Source organism: Pelolinea submarina (assembly GCF_003966975.1).
Taxonomy (GTDB): Bacteria; Chloroflexota; Anaerolineae; order Anaerolineales; family Anaerolineaceae; genus Pelolinea; species Pelolinea submarina.
On sequence record NZ_AP018437.1, the window covers coordinates 2,604,867 to 2,622,314 of the forward strand.

Here is a 17,448-nt window from a genome sequence, read left to right on the forward strand (position 1 = left end):
TCCCACCTAAAAAAAGATAGGCAATTTTAATCATTATCGAGAAAAGCTTACGAATTTAATAATAATTTCTTACGGAAAAAAATCTTTATAAAACAATTATCCGATGATTTTAAATAAAAGTTAGCCAGTGATGGGTTCCATTTGATGCAGGTTTAAAAACCCGCTATATAGAACCCATCTTGGCCAACTTATTCTAATTTTTTGGCAGTAAAAGATAGACTTTGTTTAATTTTATTTATCCAAATACTCCGGCTGAATTGTATAAGCCGGCGGCATGGCAGGCGTCCAGTGCATATTCGGCGGGACCGGGAAGACCGAGAAACCGCCCTTGGCAGTGGCTTCGAGGTTTTCGACCAGCTTCCCGGTTACCAGGCTGTAGGGCGCGGTATAAACCAATTCATGGTTCTGCGTACCGCCAAAGATGCGGTCACCGGCGCAGGGGAACCCAACAGTAGGTTTCTGGTTGGCAATGGCAAATGCGGTGCAAGAGCACATGGCCCCTTCCGCGACCGTATCGGCCGTGATCTTCTCGCCGGTGTCATAGGTGCTGGCATGGATCAGGCGCATGGCTTGCGCGGGATTGACGTAAATAATCACCGCGTCGGGCTGCTCATCGGGAGCGACTTCGGCCAATGGTTTGACCATGACGGCCTCGTACTGCTTGCCGCTGTCGCCAATCTTAAAGACATTCGACATGAAATTCTTGGCTGCCTGCGGATTGCCGGTGTAAATTCCCAACCCGGCTTTTCCGGAAGAGATAACTTCAGGGGTTTCAATCAAACCCAGGCATGCGGCGCCAAAAGCGCAGATCATGCTCTCGGCCGTACCGCTGTTGCCCCGGCCCTGATAACGAGCGATCGATACCAATTGGCAGAAGTTTTGTTGGATGTTCTGCGTATGCCTGGGAAGGTCTGCTTTATCCTTGTACATTTTCACTGCTACAGGTTGGGTTTCCAGATGCAGGATGCTGATAATACTTTGGGAAATTTCACTTGGGTTCATGTTTGCCTCCACTTTGAATAATGACCCGTTTATTTGGTTTTATACGCATATTTTCTATACGCACATTAATTTTTACTATATGCCCCTAACCAGCTTAACGGTAGGGACAGCCATCATACATCTCCATGATGGCTGTCATGTTTGGACAATTAATTAGATAGAAAAAATGAAAAAAGAAAAAATATAGGGATTTTAAATTTATGAGCCTATGAATCGCTCATTTCCGCCGCCTTGAGTGTGTTGCGTAGCAGCATAGCGATGGTCATCGGCCCCACCCCGCCCGGTACAGGTGTGATGGCGCCCGCCACCTCGCTGGCTTCTTCGAAGGCCACATCCCCCACCAGGCGGTAGCCTTTCTTCCTGCTACTGTCCTCCACGTGGTTAATACCCACATCGATCACAGTCGCGCCCGGCTTGATCCAGTCGCCGCGCACCATTTCCGCCCGGCCGATGGCCGCTACCAGGATATCCGCCTGACGCGCCATGGCCGGCAGGTCCTGCGTGCGGGAATGGCAGATGGTCACGGTGGCATTGGCACGCACCAACAGCAGCGCCACCGGCATACCCACGATGTTGGAGCGCCCCAAAACCACCGCGTGTTTACCTTCAATGGAGGACAGTGTTTCGTTGAGCAGAACCATAACGCCGGCCGGTGTGCAGGAGACAAATAACGGCTCCGGCCCTTTTTGCGCCAGCCTGCCGATGTTGACCGGATGGAATCCGTCCACGTCCTTCTCAATGGAGAGCATACTGAGCGCGTGCTGTTCATCCAGTCCTTTGGGCAAAGGCGACTGAACCAGTATGCCGTGCACGCGTTCATCCTGGTTAAGTTCGCGGATTAACCCTTCCAGCCGCTCCTGGGACGTGTCCGCCCCCAGGGTAAAGCCGAAGGAATTGATGCCGGCTTCTTCACAGGCGCGGTGTTTTGAATTGACGTAAGTATGCGAAGCCGGGTCGTCCCCTACCAGGATTGTAGCCAAACCCGGAGTTGATTTCCCCGCCGCTTTACGCGCGGCCACCTGCTGGGTAACCTCTGTGTGAATTCGCGTAGAAATAGCCTTGCCGTCAATTATTTGTGCGCTCATCTTCAGTCATCCTTAAATTTGTCTTTGAATCCATACTATAACCCATTTATACGGAATAATCCTCTAAAATATGTAGTATGAAAATAACTTTTGAACCCATCGGCATTGTCCACAGTCCTTTTACGGATCTGGCGGACATGCCCATCCAACCCACCGGTGAGAATGCGGCGCAAGGCGCCCTGGAGATTTTCCCCGCTTTTTGCGGCGCTTTAACTGATTTGGAAGGATTCTCGCATATCTATGCGATATATTTCTTTCATAAAGTCAGCGGCTGGCAGTCTCAAGTGCTGCCATTTCTTGATGACCAACCGCACGGCTTGTTTGCCACGCGTGCACCCCGCAGGCCCAACCCCATCGGACTTTCGCTCCTGGAAATCCTCGCGGTGGATGGCTGTCAAATCAAAGTCGCCGGATTGGACATCCTGGACGGCACCCCCTTGCTGGATATCAAGCCTTACATCCCCAGCTTTGAAAATCCGGAAAATGTGCGCATTGGCTGGCTAAGCGGCCGCGGGAACCAGGTAAAAACCAAGAAATCCGACCAGCGCTTTAAAGATTAGGTTAGCCACGATCCGTATAGGCTTGTATAATTCATTTAGGCGATAAGTTGAAACATCTTAGTGTACAATCCTTTATACTGGTAAAAGAATAGGAAACCATGCTTCTCACCATTGATTTAGGCAATACCAACCTGACTATCGGGCTGTATCAGGAAAAAACGCTGCTTGCTCATTGGCGTTTGGCCACCGATCACCAGCGTATGCCGGATGAATATGGCTTGCAGTTGCACAGTCTGCTGCATACTTGTGAATGCAACGAGGAAGAACTGGACGGAATTGTACTCTCTTCCGTTGTTCCGCAATTGACTGAGCGCGTGGAGCAGGCCTGTGAAGATCATCTGCACCTGGAGCCCCTCACCGTCACATCCGACCTCAAGTTAAATATCAAAATCCTGTATGACAATCCGCAAGCAGTCGGCGCCGACCGTATTGCTGACGCAGTTGCGGTCACCGAAAGATTCGGCGGCCCGGCCTGCATCATCGATTTCGGCACTGCTACGACCTTCAATGCGCTTACGGCTGATGCGGAATATCTGGGCGGAGCTATCATGCCCGGTATTGGCACCGCTGCCGAAGCGCTCATTTCCCATGCCGCCAAACTACCGGCAGTGGAATTGAAGGCGCCTCCTTCCGTAATCGGCTCCAACACCCAGCACGCGTTGCAGGCAGGGCTGATCTATGGTTATGTAGCCATGGTGGAAGGATTGGTCAGCCGCTTCCGCGAAAAATTAGGTCAAGAAATGAAAGTCATTGCAACCGGCGGCCATGTCAGCAAAATTGCCGACAATACGACCGCTATAGACATCGTCGATCCCTGGCTCACCCTTGACGGGCTGCGCCTCATTTGGAACATGAACAGGTGAACTTATGACAAACCCAATTGAAGGTAAACACATTATTCTGGGAGTAAGTGGGTCAATTGCCGTATACAAAGCGGCCGACCTGGCCTCCAAACTTTCACAGCAAGGCGCAATCGTTAATGCTGTCCTGACGGAATCGGCCTGTAAATTCGTCAGCCCGCTCACTTTCCAATCCGTCACCGGACAAAAAGCCTACAATGAATCCGACCTTTGGGGCAGAGAAGGACACGTAGTACATATTCACCTCGGCCACATCGCCGAAGCGCTGCTGATTGCTCCGGCCTCCGCCAACACGATCGCCAAGCTGGCTAACGGCATTGCCGATAACCTGCTGAGCGTCACTTCCCTGGCCGCCACCTGCCCGGTTGTTATTGCGCCGGCCATGGACGGCGGTATGTACGCGCATGTAGCCACCCAAACCAACATCCAGATTCTGAAGGATCGCGGTGTGCATTTCCTCGGCCCGGCGGAAGGCCATTTGGCTTCCGGTCTGATTGGCCCCGGACGTTTTGAATCCGGCGAACTCATCACAGGATATATGCGCTGGTTGTTCTCCCGCGGCGGTTCGCTGGCCGGCAAGAAAATTGTGGTCACTGCCGGCGGTACACAGGAACCCATCGATCCGGTGCGCATGATCACCAATCGCTCTTCCGGCAAACAAGGCTATGCCCTGGCACAGTCCGCGCTGGACACCGGCGCCGACGTTACCCTGATCACCGCGCCCACCAACCTGGAGCCGCCCTACGGCTGCAAAGTGGTCGCGGTTCAGCAAGCCGAACAAATGCACCAGGCGGTCATGGCTGAGATTAAGGACGCGCACGCGCTGATTATGTCGGCCGCTGTCGCAGATTTCACGCCGCATACCACGGAAAAAGAAAAAATCAAGAAAGACAGCGCTTTAAACGCTATTGAACTGGATCCAACCGTGGATATCCTCAAGCAAGTGAAAGCTTATAAAGACCAAAACAAGCTGGAAATCAAAGTCATCGGATTCGCGGCAGAAAGCCAAAGCCTGAAAGAGAATGCCGTAAAGAAGCTGACTGAGAAGGGCCTGGATATGATTGCCGCCAATGACATCACGCAATCCGAAGCCGGTTTTGCGGTGGACACCAATCAAGTCTTACTCATTTTCGGGAACGGTTCGATGGAATCTCTGCCGTTGATGAGCAAGGCCGAAGTTGCAGATAAAATTATCCAACATGTGGATGCCTGGTTAATGGGAGGAGCGGAATAGATTATGCGCGTATTGGTATTTTCAGATATTCATTCCAATTTAACAGCGCTGGAAGCAGTGTTGGCCGCGGCTGGAAACGTGGATGCGTATTGGTGCCTGGGTGATTTGGTTGGGTACGGTCCGGATCCGAATGAATGCATCGCGGTAGTGCGCGATCTGCCGAATCTGGTATGTGTGCGCGGTAATCACGATGCCGCCACTTTAGGAGAAGTCGATCAAAACACCTTCAATCACGAAGCCAGTCTGGCGATTACCTGGACCAAACGTATTCTCAATGCGGAAAGTCAGGAATTCCTGCTCAGTTTGCCGGAGCGCCAGAAAATCGATGATATTACACTGGTTCACGGCAGCCCGCGCAACCCGGTTTGGGACTACATCATGGATTACATGACTGCCGAGCGCATGTTCCAATTCTTCGACACACGCATCTGTCTGGTCGGGCATACACACGTGCCTGCCATTTGGAAAGAAAACGATGTGGACGCTCCGCGTGGCATGGTGCAGGATTATCAGAAAACCAAAATTCTTACCAAAACCATCCTGAATCCCGGTTCTGTCGGGCAGCCGCGGGATCACGATCCGCGGGCTTCATTTGCAATTTTCGATCCGCAGGAAAGCCAATGGGAACTGCGCCGAGTTTCTTACAATATCAATGAGGTTCAGAGTCGTATCAAAAAATCCGGCCTGCCCTGGCGTCATGCCCTGCGGTTGGCTGAAGGTTGGTAAGGAACTTAACGCCCTCTTCGCTCGTCCTATAGGTGATTGAAAAAAAACTGATCACAATGTAAGGAGAAGAACATGAAAAAGAATAAAATCTGGATGATCCTGCTGGCCATGACTTTGCTGTTAGCTTCCTGTGCGATGGCCCGTAACCAATCCTCCGATTCGGATAGCGCCATAATGGAGGCTATGCCTATGGCAGCTGCCGAAGCACCCCGCGAGGAAGCCGCCAAGGCATTTGCCGATGAGGCTGGCAGCGATGCCTACACAACCTCCGGCGGCGGTATGGACGCAGTTGAACGAATTGTTATTAAAAACGCCGATCTTTCCATTGTTGTCGAAGATCCTGTCGCCTCCATGGATACTATCAGCCAAATGGCTGAGGAAATGGGCGGCTTCATGGTCAGCTCCAACACTTACAAGACCACCACCCGCAGCGGGTTGGAAGTCCCCAATGCCTCAATCACCGTGCGCGTTCCGGCCGAAAAGTTGGATGAAGCCCTGACTCGCATCAAAGCTTTGGTAGAGGATCAGGAATTGGATATCCTCAACGAGAGTGTGTCCGGCCAGGATGTGACCAGCGAAGTAACCGATCTGGAATCGCGCTTGCGCAACCTGCAGGCCGCCGAAACCCAATTGCTGGATATCATGGAAAACGCCGATACCACCGAAGATGTGATCAATATCTTCCGTGAGCTGACCAGCATCCGTGAGGAAATCGAAGTGCTGCAGGGGCAGATAAAGTACTATCGCGAATCCGCCAGCCTCTCTGCAATTAGCGTATACATTCAGGCTAAAGAAGCCCTGGAACCCATCACCATTGCCGGATGGCAGCCGGGGTTGGAAGCGCAGAAAGCGCTGCAGGCTCTGGTGGAAGGCGGCCAGGCACTGGTAAACCTCGTGATTTGGCTGGCCATCTTCGTCCTGCCGCTGGCCGCGGTGATTGGATTGCCGATTTATTTCATCGTGAAAGCCGCGCGCAAACGCAAACATAACGCGGGTGAAAAAGCTGAAAAAGAAGCGGATTCTACGAAGAAAGCCAAGTAACCAAATGCATAAAAAGCCCCGCCAAATGGCGGGGCTTTCTCTTTAATATTGAATGGTGATCTCTGCTGTTTGGTCGATATTCACCCTGAAGCGATAAACCGCACCGGGCAAACATACCCAATTCAACGCTGTATCATTGAATTCCGCTTTTTGAGGCCGCCCGGGCAAGGCTAAATCCAACAGCGCTCCCTGAACGCGGCGGTTTGCTTTTATCTTGCAAACCAGCTTCCCATCTTCTGCAGACCACTGATTGACTTCCAATCCCTGTGAGATATGCAGCGAGCTGCCCAGGTACTGCGCCTGGCCGGTTTGGCAGGGCCGCAGCGCCAGCAGCAACGGGGCATGCGCGGGCAGTGTCCCGCTGAACAGAGGCGAGCCTGCCTCCACCCGCCGCACCGTATTATCCCAAAACGAGCGCACCCAATACGTTTCTTCCGCCAGGCGGAAATCGCGCGCTTCCAGAGTAACAAGCCTGGCTTTATCTTCCCAGTTGAAAGCTGCCAGCACAAACCATTCACCGGCCGCGCCCTGCAAATTCAGACGCAGTTTGTTGGGCGTCTCCGCGTCCATCCAATCCAAAACCTGCACCGGCAGTTGGATGGGCGGCAGTAACGCGGCTGCAAGCTCCATGCGTTCCGGCGGCAATTCAGCCATGTCGTCCGAGAGCAGCACCGAACCGCCTGTCATGCCGATGGCAGTTGCCAGCGCCTGCACCTCTTCCAGGCTGAGGTGAGAATCCGGCCGTACCAGCAGGCAGTCCGGGTCATTCACCCACCAGCGCCGATTCAGTGCCGCGCGTGTAAGGATGTTTTGAATGGAATTGCGCGCCGAAGGCATGTGCGGTTCATTCCGGATCGGCAAACTGATGCCGAAATAGGTTGGCTTCCAATAACCGCTCACGTCCGCGCCAATGCGCATGGCCTGCACCAACCCCAGCATGGATCCCAACGGCGCGCCGCAGCCCAACAACACGGTTTCCTCGCCAACCGTGCGGCGCAGCGCTTCCATCCCGCCGCGCAGCACCTGCGCGCGAGTGCGCGTACGGTCGTGATAAACTCCCCGCAGGGCGGCCGCGTACAGGAAATCCAGCTTCAGATAGGGGAAGCCCCAATCATGCACAACCTCATCCACTACTCTACAGGTATATTCCATTGCCTCTGGCACAGTCAAATCCAGTGCCGCGCCTAATGAATTCCACACGAACCCGGGGCGCGCCAGTTTACCTCCGCTCTTGCGCAGCAGCCAATCCGGATGTTCGTATGCCAGACGTGAATTGGGATGCACGATGAAAGGAGCCAACCACAGGCCGGGTGTGAACCCGGCTGCGCTAATCTCTTCGGAAATTCCGCTCACGCCATTTGGAAAGCGGTTGTTGAACTCCAGCCAATCCCCTACCTGAGCTTCAAATCCATCATCGATCTGCACCAGGTTGAGCGGCAGTGCATCTTTTTTTGCGCGAATTTGCGTAAAGTTATCCCGAATAACCTTTTCGGAGATAGCTTCATAATAGTAGTACCACGAACACCAGCCGGCCGGCGCGGGCGGGAATTCGCCCAATCCATGCTCTCTGGCAACCGCTTCCAGGTAAGGTTCCAGTGGTTGTTCCGCATCCACATCGATAGGGACGAGAACCGCCCAATCGGTTACGATTTGAGCTCCCGCGTCCAGGTAAACGTTGTCCCCGTCCGCCCACAAGCACAATTGTGCGCCCCCGCGCAGGTCAGCCGTCAAGGTACCGAACTGCTCGCGTTGAGATAGAAAGCCCAGCAGCAGCCCGCTGCGTGTCTTTCGATTCGCCAGCACGCCGAAGAAATCGCTTGCGAATTTACCCCTGGTATGAAAGCGCGGTGTACCCGGGTTGAGCACCATCGGCTCCTGCAAAATACCCAGCCGCGACTGGCGCATCCGGCTGTTAGCCGCGTAAGCCCCGCTGCTCGACCATGATTGCCAGCCGTTGGAAAAAAACGAGAGGTCTTTGCCTGAAACAGCGTCCAAATCGACATTGTCCTGCCCAGCCCTGGCGGGTTCCAGCAAGATGATCCTGTCAATCGTCACGGGCCGGTTGGAGTGGTTGGTAATTTCACAGCGCCACATCAGAATGCGGCGATCGGATCCAATTTGAAATGACAATCGCCAGCCAATCCCACAGCTTTCATCCGTACCGCTGTAGCTGAACGCGTTTTCGCCCGGCAAATCCAGAAAATCATCGGCAGTAAGGCGAGGTTGCAGCGTGAACGGCTTTCCGTCCACCAGCCGGCCCAGAATGCGCACTGCGCAATCGCGCAGCTGCGTGCCTCCGGCCTGTGACGGGACAATGGAAAAACTGCCCCGTCCTTCCTCGACGAGTATTTGCACAGATGGGTATTCAAATATACGCATGGCTCCCCTTTCAGGTAACTATGGACATACCTCACTGCAATACCGGTAAAGGTTAAACATGGAACTGCTGCCTATATATTGAAGGTGATCGGTGAAAAACCATCGGTAAGGATCGCTGTCCAGCAGTACCTGCTTTTCACCATATATGTATTTCATCCCGATGCTGTTCAGATAATCGTTGGCTTTGTCGTTCTTTATGCTTTCAAAATATGCCGGACTGTTGATCAATCCGTCCAGGTTAACAAAAATCCGGTCGGTCATAAAGTAAGCTGTAGCGCCCCCACCCGTCATGCCAATCACGTCTCCGGGTTGGGTGTTCTGTTCAAGGAAACTAAAATCAGCTTCGTAGTCATACAACACCGGTGCCTCTCTTCCCAAAGGGAATTCGCGCAGGATAACGCTGCCGAAGTTGATCAACAAGGCACAGATCGGTACAACTGCCAAAGCGGTTGGGATCCAGTGTAACTTCCTTTGTTCCACCAATTCATCCAGGAAAAATTCCACCACTATAGCCATAAATAACACGATCAGGAGCATCTCATCCAGCCAATACCAGTATTTGGCATGCATATAGCCCGTGGCTTTATAAGTAATCACATGGAAAAGGCAGCCGACCAGTAAAGGCAGTAAAGCATACCTTTCTGTTAATCGGCGAAATACGCGTTTGCGCCGGGAAAAGACTGCCAGCACAACTCCCAACAGAATCAACCAGACCATTACCACCAGAAATGTACTGCCAGTGGAATTGGAAGAAACTCCCATAATCTTCTTCAGCCATCTGGCTAATTCGTTCATCGGCCGGATAAGCATCCAAAAAGGACCGCTGTCTGTGCTGGGACTGAAAATACTGGGGATCATGGCGGAAAGGGTTTTGATTGGGCGGCCGTAAACCGTGTTAGGCAGCTGACCCCACCAACGTTTTATTTGTCCGCTGACCGGCATGGCACTACCTGCATATGATAAATTCGCCAGCATGTAGCCTGCCAGGGTGATCAACAGCGGCAGGAAATATGCGGCTGCGTTTTCCAGCCATTTCCTCCAATTGTCTTTAAAATTGTTTTCCGCCGCCCCATATTCCTCGTGCTTATTGCGGTAGAGCCACACGCGGTAAATACCGATCAATACCACGCTGATAGCCCAATCCATGATGATCACTGCCCGTGAAAAACCCCGGAATAGCTTCAACACGTCGTATAACATAAAGAAAATTGCGCCCATCAGGAGGCTGGCGAGTGTCAGCGCGGCGATGGTTTTTAGAATATAACGTTTCAGGGAAATTTTCCCGTGCAATTCGTACATCCCAAAGAAATACAGGCTCAACGGTTTGAGCACCAATGAGAAAGCCATCAGCATGTAGAAAAATGGCAGGAAGTTGAAAATATTATCCGTGCCCTGGATACGCGCGTAGTAGCTGCCCACGACGGAGAAAAGGATTAGGGCAAAATCCCACTGCGAAATCCAGCGAATGCTGTTCTTGCCGAACACCAGCCATAATCCAACCATGATAATAACGAAGATATTGTCGAGGCGGGTGAATAAAACCAACATAGCCGCCAGGCTGATCCCCAGCAGGTCTTTTGGGCGGGTTTTTTCTGTCTGATTTTTGCTGACCAGAAGTGAAATTCGGTAAATAAAAAATATCAGCACGAACGCGTTCAAACCTGATTCCACGCCCAGTTTGGTAGTAATGCTGTGGATAGAAGGCAGGAACATCCAGAAAATCGCGGCAATCCAACCGGCCCATTTTGCCGACTGGTCGGCGAACAAACGATACAGGAAATAACCGCTGCCCGCGTTGAGTACAGCTAAAACGATGATCAGCACTCGCAGCGGCAGGTAGAGGTCAAAGCGCGCCAGCGCAAAGACTGGAATGCAAACCAACATCCATAATGGGTGAAAACCATTGGTGGGTGCCAATGTATCGAAAGTGATTCCGTATCCTTCGGTGATATTTTGGGCTACCTTGAAATAGTAAAAAGCGTCATCGGTTAAATACCAGTTCAGCAAACTCTGCGGCGGGTTGAGTGCCACGTACAGATGCGGAATAATATTTAATACCAGAAAAAGTAAAAAGATAAGCAAATGTTTCTTTTTCATGAACGCAATGACCTGTTCCTTTTAAAGATAAGTAAATCCGCAGACCAAAGCCTGCGGACCTAATTTTACGATAACCCTAAAATCTGACCCGTAACCGGATCGATGTCGATATCCATAAAAGCCGGACGGGTCGGCAGCCCCGGCATGGTGCTGATGGTTCCCAATAACGGATAAAGGAAGCCTGCTCCGGCTGAAGCGCGCACGTCTCGAATCGGAATGCGGAATCCCTTGGGCACACCCTTCAGGTTGGGGTCGTGGCTCAGACTCAAGTGCGTCTTGGCCATGCAAATCGGCAGGTTATCCAATCCCAGGCGGGTATATTTTTCGATATTTTTTTCCGCATCGGGGCTGTAATCCACCCCATCCGCGCCGTAAATTTCCACTGCGATGGTCTCGATCTTTTTCTTGATGCTCCAATCCAGCGGATAGAGGAAATCAAATTTTGCGGGTTGTTCGGCTGCTTTGACCACAGCCTTGGCCAGGTCTAAAGCGCCCGCGCCGCCCTCTTCCCAATGGTTGCTGACGACCGCGTCGTATGCCCCGCCCTCTTCGATTGCTATTTTACGCACCAGTTCCAATTCGGCGTCCGTGTCGGTGAAGAAGCGGTTGACCGCCACGACCACTGGAACACCGTACTTTTTCGCGATGGCGATGTGGTGCAGCATATTCTTGGTACCCTCGCGCAGCAGTTCCAGATTCTCTTCACTGTACACCGGATCCAACGGCGTACCCGCGGTTACTGTGGGGCCGCCGCCGTGCATCTTGAGTGCGCGTACAGTCGCAACCAGTACGACTACGGAGGGAACCAGGTCGGAATAGCGGCACTTGATGTCGAAGAATTTTTCCATACCCATATCCGCGCCGAAACCGGACTCGGTCACCACGTAATCGGCCAGTTTCAAGCCGATCTTGTCTGCCAGGATGGAGCTATTGCCGTGCGCAATATTTGCGAACGGGCCGGCATGCACAAACACCGGCGTGCCTTCCAACGTTTGCATCAGGGTCGGTTTGATAGCGTCCTTCATCAGCACCGTCAACGCGCCCGCCACGCCCAGGTCATCGGCCGTGACCGCGTCGCCCTTTTTATCCAGCGCGACGACCATATTGCCCAGCCGCCGGCGCATGTCCTGCAAGTCGGTGGTCAGTGCCAGCACAGCCATGATCTCGCTGGCAACGGTGATGTAAAAACCGGTCTTGCGCGACATGCCCTTCTCTGAGGGGCTTTCCCCAACCGTGATCTCACGCAGATAGCGGTCGTTGGTGTCCAGCCCGCGCATCCATGTGATGGTATCCGGGTCGATATCCAGGCGCACAAAACGGCTGCGTTCTTCTTCTGTAAGTTCGTCGGGGTCGGTCTTGTCAATACCCAGCTTCATCAGCCGGTTGAGCATGGCGCGCCCGAAGGAGCGTTTGCCGTGCTTGTCTTCCGGAAAGAGGCGCTTGAACAAAGCCTCATCGGACTGCGAGGCTTCATGGAACATGCGAATATCGATAGCGGCTGCCATCAGGTTATTGGCCGCCGTAATGGCATGAATGTCGCCGGTCAGGTGCAAATTGAGGTCTTCCATCGGGATGACTTGTGAATACCCGCCGCCTGCCGCGCCGCCTTTGATGCCAAAGGTCGGCCCCTGGCTGGGCTGGCGGATGCAGGTCATCACGCTCTTTCCCAGATGAGCACCCAACGCCTGGCTCAGTCCCACCGTAGTGGTGGTCTTGCCCTCACCCAACGGCGTGGGCGTAATGGCGGTTACATCGACATACTTTCCATTGGGGCGGTTCTTCAAACGCTCCAGCACTTCCAACTTAATTTTGGCCTTATACGGGCCATATAATTCCACTTCCTCAGGTAAAAGCCCCAATTCCTCTGTGATCTGGGTGATTGGTTTTAAGCGGGATGCTTGGGCGATATCGATATCGGACGGCACCGGTTTTTTAAGATCTAATGGAATTGGAGTAAATTCTTTTTTTTCCGGATTATTGCTCATAGGTATATCAATCCTTTCATAAACCCTTAGAAGTAATTATGCCATAAGCTATTTCTAAAATCCGCGAGATTAACCGGCAACTTGCTCAGAGATTTTGCGATCGCGGTTGGTAATGGCATTAAATTGTTCCCCTGCCCGCTTCCATAGAACCAGGTAACCTGCTGCAACCATAACGCAGATAATACCGCCCCCGTACCACAGCCAGCGCGGATTGCAGTTATCCAGGATAAAGCCGGCGATTAGCGGGCCGATGGCCGCGGCGGATTGCCGTCCGATCTGAAAAGCAGCCATGTAACGCCCGCGCATATCGTGAGGCGCGATGAAAGCAATCACGGTCTGGATGACCGGCGCAATGACCATTTCGCCCAGGGTAACAATGACCATAGCCAGCAGGAAGAGCGGATAACCAGACACGAAACCATACATGGCAAAACCGCCTGCATACAATACGTTTCCCAGCGCCATCATCCATAACGGTTGGAATTTCTTGACTTGTTTTGTGATTGAAAATTGCATCACAACTACAATGAGCGCATTGGTACTGAAAATATAACCAAATTGCTTTGGTGTGATGCCATGCAAATCCCTCAGATAAACCGACAGCGAGGAATTGATTTGCAAATAAACAATTGCGGTGAACATCGTCAGAGTAATAATGCCCATCAATAATTGGTCTTTAAAAACAATACCGTACCCTTTGAGTGTTTGCAAAGTATTGAGCTCGGTTTCCCCTGCGGAGATTTCCGGTTTGGTTTCCGGCAAGTAAATGAGCACAACAATGGCTGCAATAGAGCTGATCACACAATCCAGTATGAAAAGCAACAGGTAGGATACGCCGGCCATCAATCCACCAATCGCCGGTCCGATGGTCACGGCCAGATTGACGGCTACGCGCAAAATCCCATAGCCGTCTGTCCGTTTTTCTATCGGAAGAATATCCGCCATCATGGCGGAAGCAGCCGGATCGCCGATATGGGACATAAATCCGGTTAAAGATACCAAAAAATAAAAAACCGTCCAATCCTGTACTACACCCATTAAAAGAGAGACACCTGCGCTGCTGATCAAACCCAGGATTAGTATGGATTTTCGCCCAAACCTGTCGGCCAATGCCCCACCCAGCAGATTACCGATGAAAGCGAAAACAGAGTGAATGGCCAGCATCACGCCTACTTCCGTCATGCCCACCCCGAATTTTCCGGTGATGTAAAGGGACAGGAAGGGATAGATCAGCGCGCCGCCAACACGGTCGATAAAATAAACGCTGATTAACACCCAAAACTTGGGCGGATAGTCCTTATAAATGCTCTGTATTGATGACAACATGGTTTTTATTATTCAGGTTTGATAGCTGTCTCGCTTATTGGGACTGATTCAAAACGGTCACGCGTGCGCATGTAAAGCAACCAGAAAGAAGCAATCGCTACCAGTGAAAGCGCTCCCGCAATATACCAAAGCAGGTTCGGATCATAATTATCCATCACCAAGCCGGCCAGCAGCGCTGCCACGCTGTTGGGGATAGCCCACCCCAAGCCGTACGTAGCCATATAGCGCCCGCGCATTTCTTCCGGGGCAAAGTTTGCCACCAGAGCCTGCGCCACCGGAATGTGGATCATTTCGCCCAATGTGATAATCGCCATCGCCGCCATGAAGAAGATATATTGGTCAACAAAGCCAAACATGGTATAGCCAATGCCATACAGAAGACTGGCTGCCATCATCATCACCATTGGCTGAAAATTCCGAATGCGGCGGGTAATGCCAAACTGCATGACAACGACCATAGCCGCGTTCATACTCATCAGGTAGCCGAATCCCTGGGTGGAAACGCCATGCATGCGATTGAGGAAAACAGGCAGGGTGCTGTACATTTGGGTATAAACCAAAACCATGATGACCGTAGCCCCAATATAGGCCATGAACTTTCCATCTTTAGCCACCGTCCCATAGCCCTTTAGAGTCTGCAGCACACTCTCGGCTGGTTGATCATCGCTTCTCTCCGGTTTAGTTTCCGGGATTGTTTTATAAACGATAAAAGCCGTGATGGTACTTGCGCAGGCATCGATAATGAACAGCAGGAGATATGAAATACCTGCAAGCAAACCACCAATTGCCGGGCCGATGGTCATCGCCAGATTTCCCACTACGCGCACCAAACCAAAACCCTCAGCGCGTTGGTCGCCTTCCAATAAATCAGCAACCATGGCCTGTTGGGCGGGACCGCCAATATCCGAAAAGACACCTGCAAAAAGAGCCAGCAGATAGAATGCATGGATATCGTTTACAAAACCCATCAACAGCGCCGAACAGGCACTGAAAATCAAGCCGCAGATCATGATCACTTTTCGGCCGAATTTATCGGCCAGCGCCCCGCCAACCATGCTGCCTACCAGACTGCTGACGGACCAGATGCCAAACAACAATCCCACCTCGGTCATACCGACGTTGAAGCGCTGGGCAACATACAGCGACAGGAATGGGAAAATAAGCGCCCCGCCAACCCGGTCTATAAAAGTTCCGGCGATTAAAACACGGAATGTTACCGGGAAAGCTTCGTACTGCTGTTTGATGTTTTTTAGCATGGCATACTCCAATTTAGGGCAGACCAGATATTATATCGCGTACTGATGTAATCCTATCTTTTTACCACCCCCGTAATCCATTTTTCACACCCCAACGGACTGCTTGCGATATAATCATTTCAAAATGAAATATCGATCATTTGTACCCTCTTTTGGAAAAATTTTCCTGACCAGTCTGATACTGGTCTTATCCGGTACAGCTGGATTGGTTTTTGTTATTTTTTTCTCTGAACCAACTCTGGGCCCGCGCTGGCTGTTTTTCTTCTTCCTGACCATCTGCACCACAGGCATTGCCATGCCTTTTGCGTATGTGATTCAGAGGCGCGTCGCCAGACAATACGTTCCTGTCAATGTGCTGCTGCGCGAAGCGCTGTTATTCAGTATCTTCATTGATTTACTCACCTGGCTGCAGCTTGGCCGCATTCTGACCAATCTCATGATATTAATCCTGGCAGGCGGTTTTTTTCTACTGGAATTCTTCCTGCGCATGGCGGAAAAAGCTACTTTCCAACCCGAGAGTCAGGATAATGAATGATCTCCAAAATATCCCGGCAGTAGACAGCCTGCTTAAAACCGGCACTGCGCAAAACCTCAGCGCGCTTTACGGCCGCGAATTACTGCTCCAGGCGCTGCGGGGAACCTTGGAAAACCTGCGAGCCGCAGTCCAGTCCGGCAAGGACATCTCCATCCCCAATACCGAGAAGATTCTCGCAGATACGGAAAGGACGCTTCAGCACTGGCTGGAACCCACCCTGAAACCGGTCATCAATGCCACCGGTATTATTCTGCACACCAACCTGGGCCGCGCGCCGCTCAGCGCCGAAACGCTGCAAGCCATGCAAGCGGCAGCCGCAGCTTATTCCAACCTGGAATTCGACCTGGCTGCCGGAAAACGGGGCAAACGATCAGTGCACGCGGAAGAACTGCTGCAGCGGCTAACCGGTGCAGAAAGCGCACTGGTGGTCAATAACAATGCTGCCGCGGTCATGCTGGTACTGAGTGCATTGGCACGAGGTAAGCGTGTGATCATTGCTCATTCACAGTTGGTTGAGATTGGCGGCGGTTTCCGTGTGCCGGATGTGATGCGCCAATCCGGCGCAAAATTGGTTGCCGTCGGCACCACCAACCGTGTGCACACTGCCGATTACGAACGCGCTTTGCAGGAAGAATCCGCTGCGCTGGTTTTGACCGCGCACCATTCCAACTTCAAGATCATCGGTTTCACCACCGAACCGGAGCTAAGCGAAATTGCCGCGGTAACACACTCGGCGGGGCTCCCGTTGGTGAACGATTTGGGTTCCGGCGCTTTGCTGGACACCGCCGTATTTGGGCTGAAGCATGAACCGACCGTACAGGAAGCCCTGGCTGCCGGTGCGGATGTCATTTGTTTTTCCGGCGACAAACTGCTGGGCGGCCCGCAAGCCGGCATCATTATCGGCCGCGCGGACCTGCTGGACAAAATCAAACGCCATCCGTTAGCGCGCGCTGTGCGCGCGGATAAGCTCTGCCTCGCGGGGATATCGGCGACATTGATTCACTATTTAAAAGGAGAAGCGACCGCAAAGGTGCCTGTCTGGAAGATGATTTCCATAGATAGCGCTGCAATTCGCCAGCGCGCCGAGTCATGGCGGCAAAACCTGAATTACGGCGAGGTCATTGCGGGAAAGTCCATGGTCGGCGGCGGCAGCCTGCCGGAGGAGAGCCTGCCCACCTGGCTGTTGGCCCTGCCGGTCAAAAAGGCCAACCAATTTCTCAGCAAATTGCGCAGCCTGCCGCAGCCCATCATCGCCAGAATCGAGGATGAGCAAGTGGTGTTTGATCCGCGTACCGTTTTCCCGGCACAGGATCCGCTGGTAATTCAAAGTTTGCGGAAGCTGCTTCCGTAATTTTTATTGAA

General features: G+C 52.3%; 14 protein-coding genes. 7 read left to right on the forward strand and 7 right to left on the reverse strand.

The window, feature by feature from the left end:
• Nucleotides 1-231 precede the first annotated feature (231 nt).
• Both Pelsub_RS11455 and folD read right to left on the reverse strand, forming a co-directional pair.
• A complete protein-coding gene (locus Pelsub_RS11455; protein ID WP_116223604.1) occupies nucleotides 232-1,002 on the reverse strand; it encodes a DUF169 domain-containing protein in 771 nt (256 codons plus the stop codon).
• Nucleotides 1,003-1,208: 206 nt separating this feature from the next.
• Nucleotides 1,209-2,087 carry a bifunctional methylenetetrahydrofolate dehydrogenase/methenyltetrahydrofolate cyclohydrolase FolD gene (folD, locus tag Pelsub_RS11460; RefSeq protein ID WP_116223603.1) on the reverse strand — a complete coding sequence of 293 codons (879 nt, stop codon included), beginning with the start codon at nucleotides 2,085-2,087 and terminating at the stop codon, nucleotides 1,209-1,211.
• 77 nt (nucleotides 2,088-2,164) lie between these two features.
• On the opposite strand from folD, the gene tsaA reads away from it, so the two are divergent.
• The 5 genes from tsaA (at nucleotide 2,165) to Pelsub_RS11485 (ending at nucleotide 6,508) form a co-directional block, all read left to right on the forward strand.
• Complete coding sequence (gene tsaA / locus Pelsub_RS11465; RefSeq protein ID WP_116223602.1) at nucleotides 2,165-2,647, forward strand: tRNA (N6-threonylcarbamoyladenosine(37)-N6)-methyltransferase TrmO; 483 nt, start codon at nucleotides 2,165-2,167, stop codon at nucleotides 2,645-2,647.
• Between the two features lie 98 nt (nucleotides 2,648-2,745).
• A complete protein-coding gene (locus Pelsub_RS11470; protein WP_116223601.1) occupies nucleotides 2,746-3,510 on the forward strand; it encodes a type III pantothenate kinase in 765 nt (254 codons plus the stop codon).
• Nucleotides 3,511-3,514: 4 nt separating this feature from the next.
• A complete protein-coding gene (gene coaBC, locus Pelsub_RS11475) occupies nucleotides 3,515-4,741 on the forward strand; it encodes a bifunctional phosphopantothenoylcysteine decarboxylase/phosphopantothenate--cysteine ligase CoaBC (RefSeq protein WP_116223600.1) in 1,227 nt (408 codons plus the stop codon).
• A 3-nt stretch (nucleotides 4,742-4,744) separates the two neighbouring features.
• Entirely contained in the window at nucleotides 4,745-5,467 is a 723-nt protein-coding gene (locus Pelsub_RS11480; protein ID WP_116223599.1) for a metallophosphoesterase family protein, read from the forward strand.
• 72 nt (nucleotides 5,468-5,539) lie between these two features.
• Nucleotides 5,540-6,508 carry a DUF4349 domain-containing protein gene (locus tag Pelsub_RS11485; protein ID WP_116223598.1) on the forward strand — a complete coding sequence of 323 codons (969 nt, stop codon included), beginning with the start codon at nucleotides 5,540-5,542 and terminating at the stop codon, nucleotides 6,506-6,508.
• A 42-nt stretch (nucleotides 6,509-6,550) separates the two neighbouring features.
• Here the strand turns inward: Pelsub_RS11485 and Pelsub_RS11490 are convergent, their stop codons facing one another.
• The 5 genes from Pelsub_RS11490 to Pelsub_RS11510 form a co-directional block, all read right to left on the reverse strand.
• A complete protein-coding gene (locus Pelsub_RS11490; protein WP_116223597.1) occupies nucleotides 6,551-8,887 on the reverse strand; it encodes a glycoside hydrolase family 36 protein in 2,337 nt (778 codons plus the stop codon).
• Nucleotides 8,888-8,905: 18 nt separating this feature from the next.
• Nucleotides 8,906-10,984, reverse strand: coding sequence for a nucleoside-diphosphate sugar epimerase/dehydratase (locus tag Pelsub_RS11495; RefSeq protein ID WP_116223596.1), 2,079 nt, complete (start codon nucleotides 10,982-10,984; stop codon nucleotides 8,906-8,908).
• A 65-nt stretch (nucleotides 10,985-11,049) separates the two neighbouring features.
• Nucleotides 11,050-12,969, reverse strand: coding sequence for a formate--tetrahydrofolate ligase (locus Pelsub_RS11500; protein ID WP_116223595.1), 1,920 nt, complete (start codon nucleotides 12,967-12,969; stop codon nucleotides 11,050-11,052).
• A 69-nt stretch (nucleotides 12,970-13,038) separates the two neighbouring features.
• A complete protein-coding gene (locus Pelsub_RS11505) occupies nucleotides 13,039-14,295 on the reverse strand; it encodes an MDR family MFS transporter (RefSeq protein ID WP_116223594.1) in 1,257 nt (418 codons plus the stop codon).
• Between the two features lie 8 nt (nucleotides 14,296-14,303).
• A complete protein-coding gene (locus tag Pelsub_RS11510) occupies nucleotides 14,304-15,551 on the reverse strand; it encodes an MDR family MFS transporter (RefSeq protein ID WP_116223593.1) in 1,248 nt (415 codons plus the stop codon).
• A gap of 124 nt (nucleotides 15,552-15,675) precedes the next feature.
• On the opposite strand from Pelsub_RS11510, the gene Pelsub_RS11515 reads away from it, so the two are divergent.
• Nucleotides 15,676-16,086 (forward strand): hypothetical protein, encoded by a 411-nt coding sequence (locus Pelsub_RS11515; RefSeq protein ID WP_116223592.1) that lies wholly within the window; start codon nucleotides 15,676-15,678, stop codon nucleotides 16,084-16,086.
• Entirely contained in the window at nucleotides 16,079-17,437 is a 1,359-nt protein-coding gene (selA, locus tag Pelsub_RS11520) for an L-seryl-tRNA(Sec) selenium transferase (RefSeq protein WP_116223591.1), read from the forward strand. The genes Pelsub_RS11515 and selA overlap by 8 nt, the downstream gene beginning before the upstream one ends.
• Nucleotides 17,438-17,448 lie beyond the last annotated feature (11 nt).

What these genes read in the sequence shown, in the direction of transcription:
- Pelsub_RS11470 (WP_116223601.1), top strand. Translation starts at nt 2,746, where the DNA reads ATGCTTCTCACCATTGATTTAGGCAATACCAACCTGACTATCGGGCTG.
- Pelsub_RS11505 (WP_116223594.1), bottom strand. Translation starts at nt 14,295, where the DNA reads ATGTTGTCATCAATACAGAGCATTTATAAGGACTATCCGCCCAAGTTT.
- tsaA (WP_116223602.1), top strand. Translation starts at nt 2,165, where the DNA reads ATGAAAATAACTTTTGAACCCATCGGCATTGTCCACAGTCCTTTTACG.
- coaBC (WP_116223600.1), top strand. Translation starts at nt 3,515, where the DNA reads ATGACAAACCCAATTGAAGGTAAACACATTATTCTGGGAGTAAGTGGG.
- Pelsub_RS11455 (WP_116223604.1), bottom strand. Translation starts at nt 1,002, where the DNA reads ATGAACCCAAGTGAAATTTCCCAAAGTATTATCAGCATCCTGCATCTG.
- Pelsub_RS11490 (WP_116223597.1), bottom strand. Translation starts at nt 8,887, where the DNA reads ATGCGTATATTTGAATACCCATCTGTGCAAATACTCGTCGAGGAAGGA.
- selA (WP_116223591.1), top strand. Translation starts at nt 16,079, where the DNA reads ATGAATGATCTCCAAAATATCCCGGCAGTAGACAGCCTGCTTAAAACC.
- Pelsub_RS11515 (WP_116223592.1), top strand. Translation starts at nt 15,676, where the DNA reads ATGAAATATCGATCATTTGTACCCTCTTTTGGAAAAATTTTCCTGACC.
- Pelsub_RS11485 (WP_116223598.1), top strand. Translation starts at nt 5,540, where the DNA reads ATGAAAAAGAATAAAATCTGGATGATCCTGCTGGCCATGACTTTGCTG.
- folD (WP_116223603.1), bottom strand. Translation starts at nt 2,087, where the DNA reads ATGAGCGCACAAATAATTGACGGCAAGGCTATTTCTACGCGAATTCAC.
- Pelsub_RS11510 (WP_116223593.1), bottom strand. Translation starts at nt 15,551, where the DNA reads ATGCTAAAAAACATCAAACAGCAGTACGAAGCTTTCCCGGTAACATTC.
- Pelsub_RS11500 (WP_116223595.1), bottom strand. Translation starts at nt 12,969, where the DNA reads ATGAGCAATAATCCGGAAAAAAAAGAATTTACTCCAATTCCATTAGAT.
- Pelsub_RS11495 (WP_116223596.1), bottom strand. Translation starts at nt 10,984, where the DNA reads ATGAAAAAGAAACATTTGCTTATCTTTTTACTTTTTCTGGTATTAAAT.
- Pelsub_RS11480 (WP_116223599.1), top strand. Translation starts at nt 4,745, where the DNA reads ATGCGCGTATTGGTATTTTCAGATATTCATTCCAATTTAACAGCGCTG.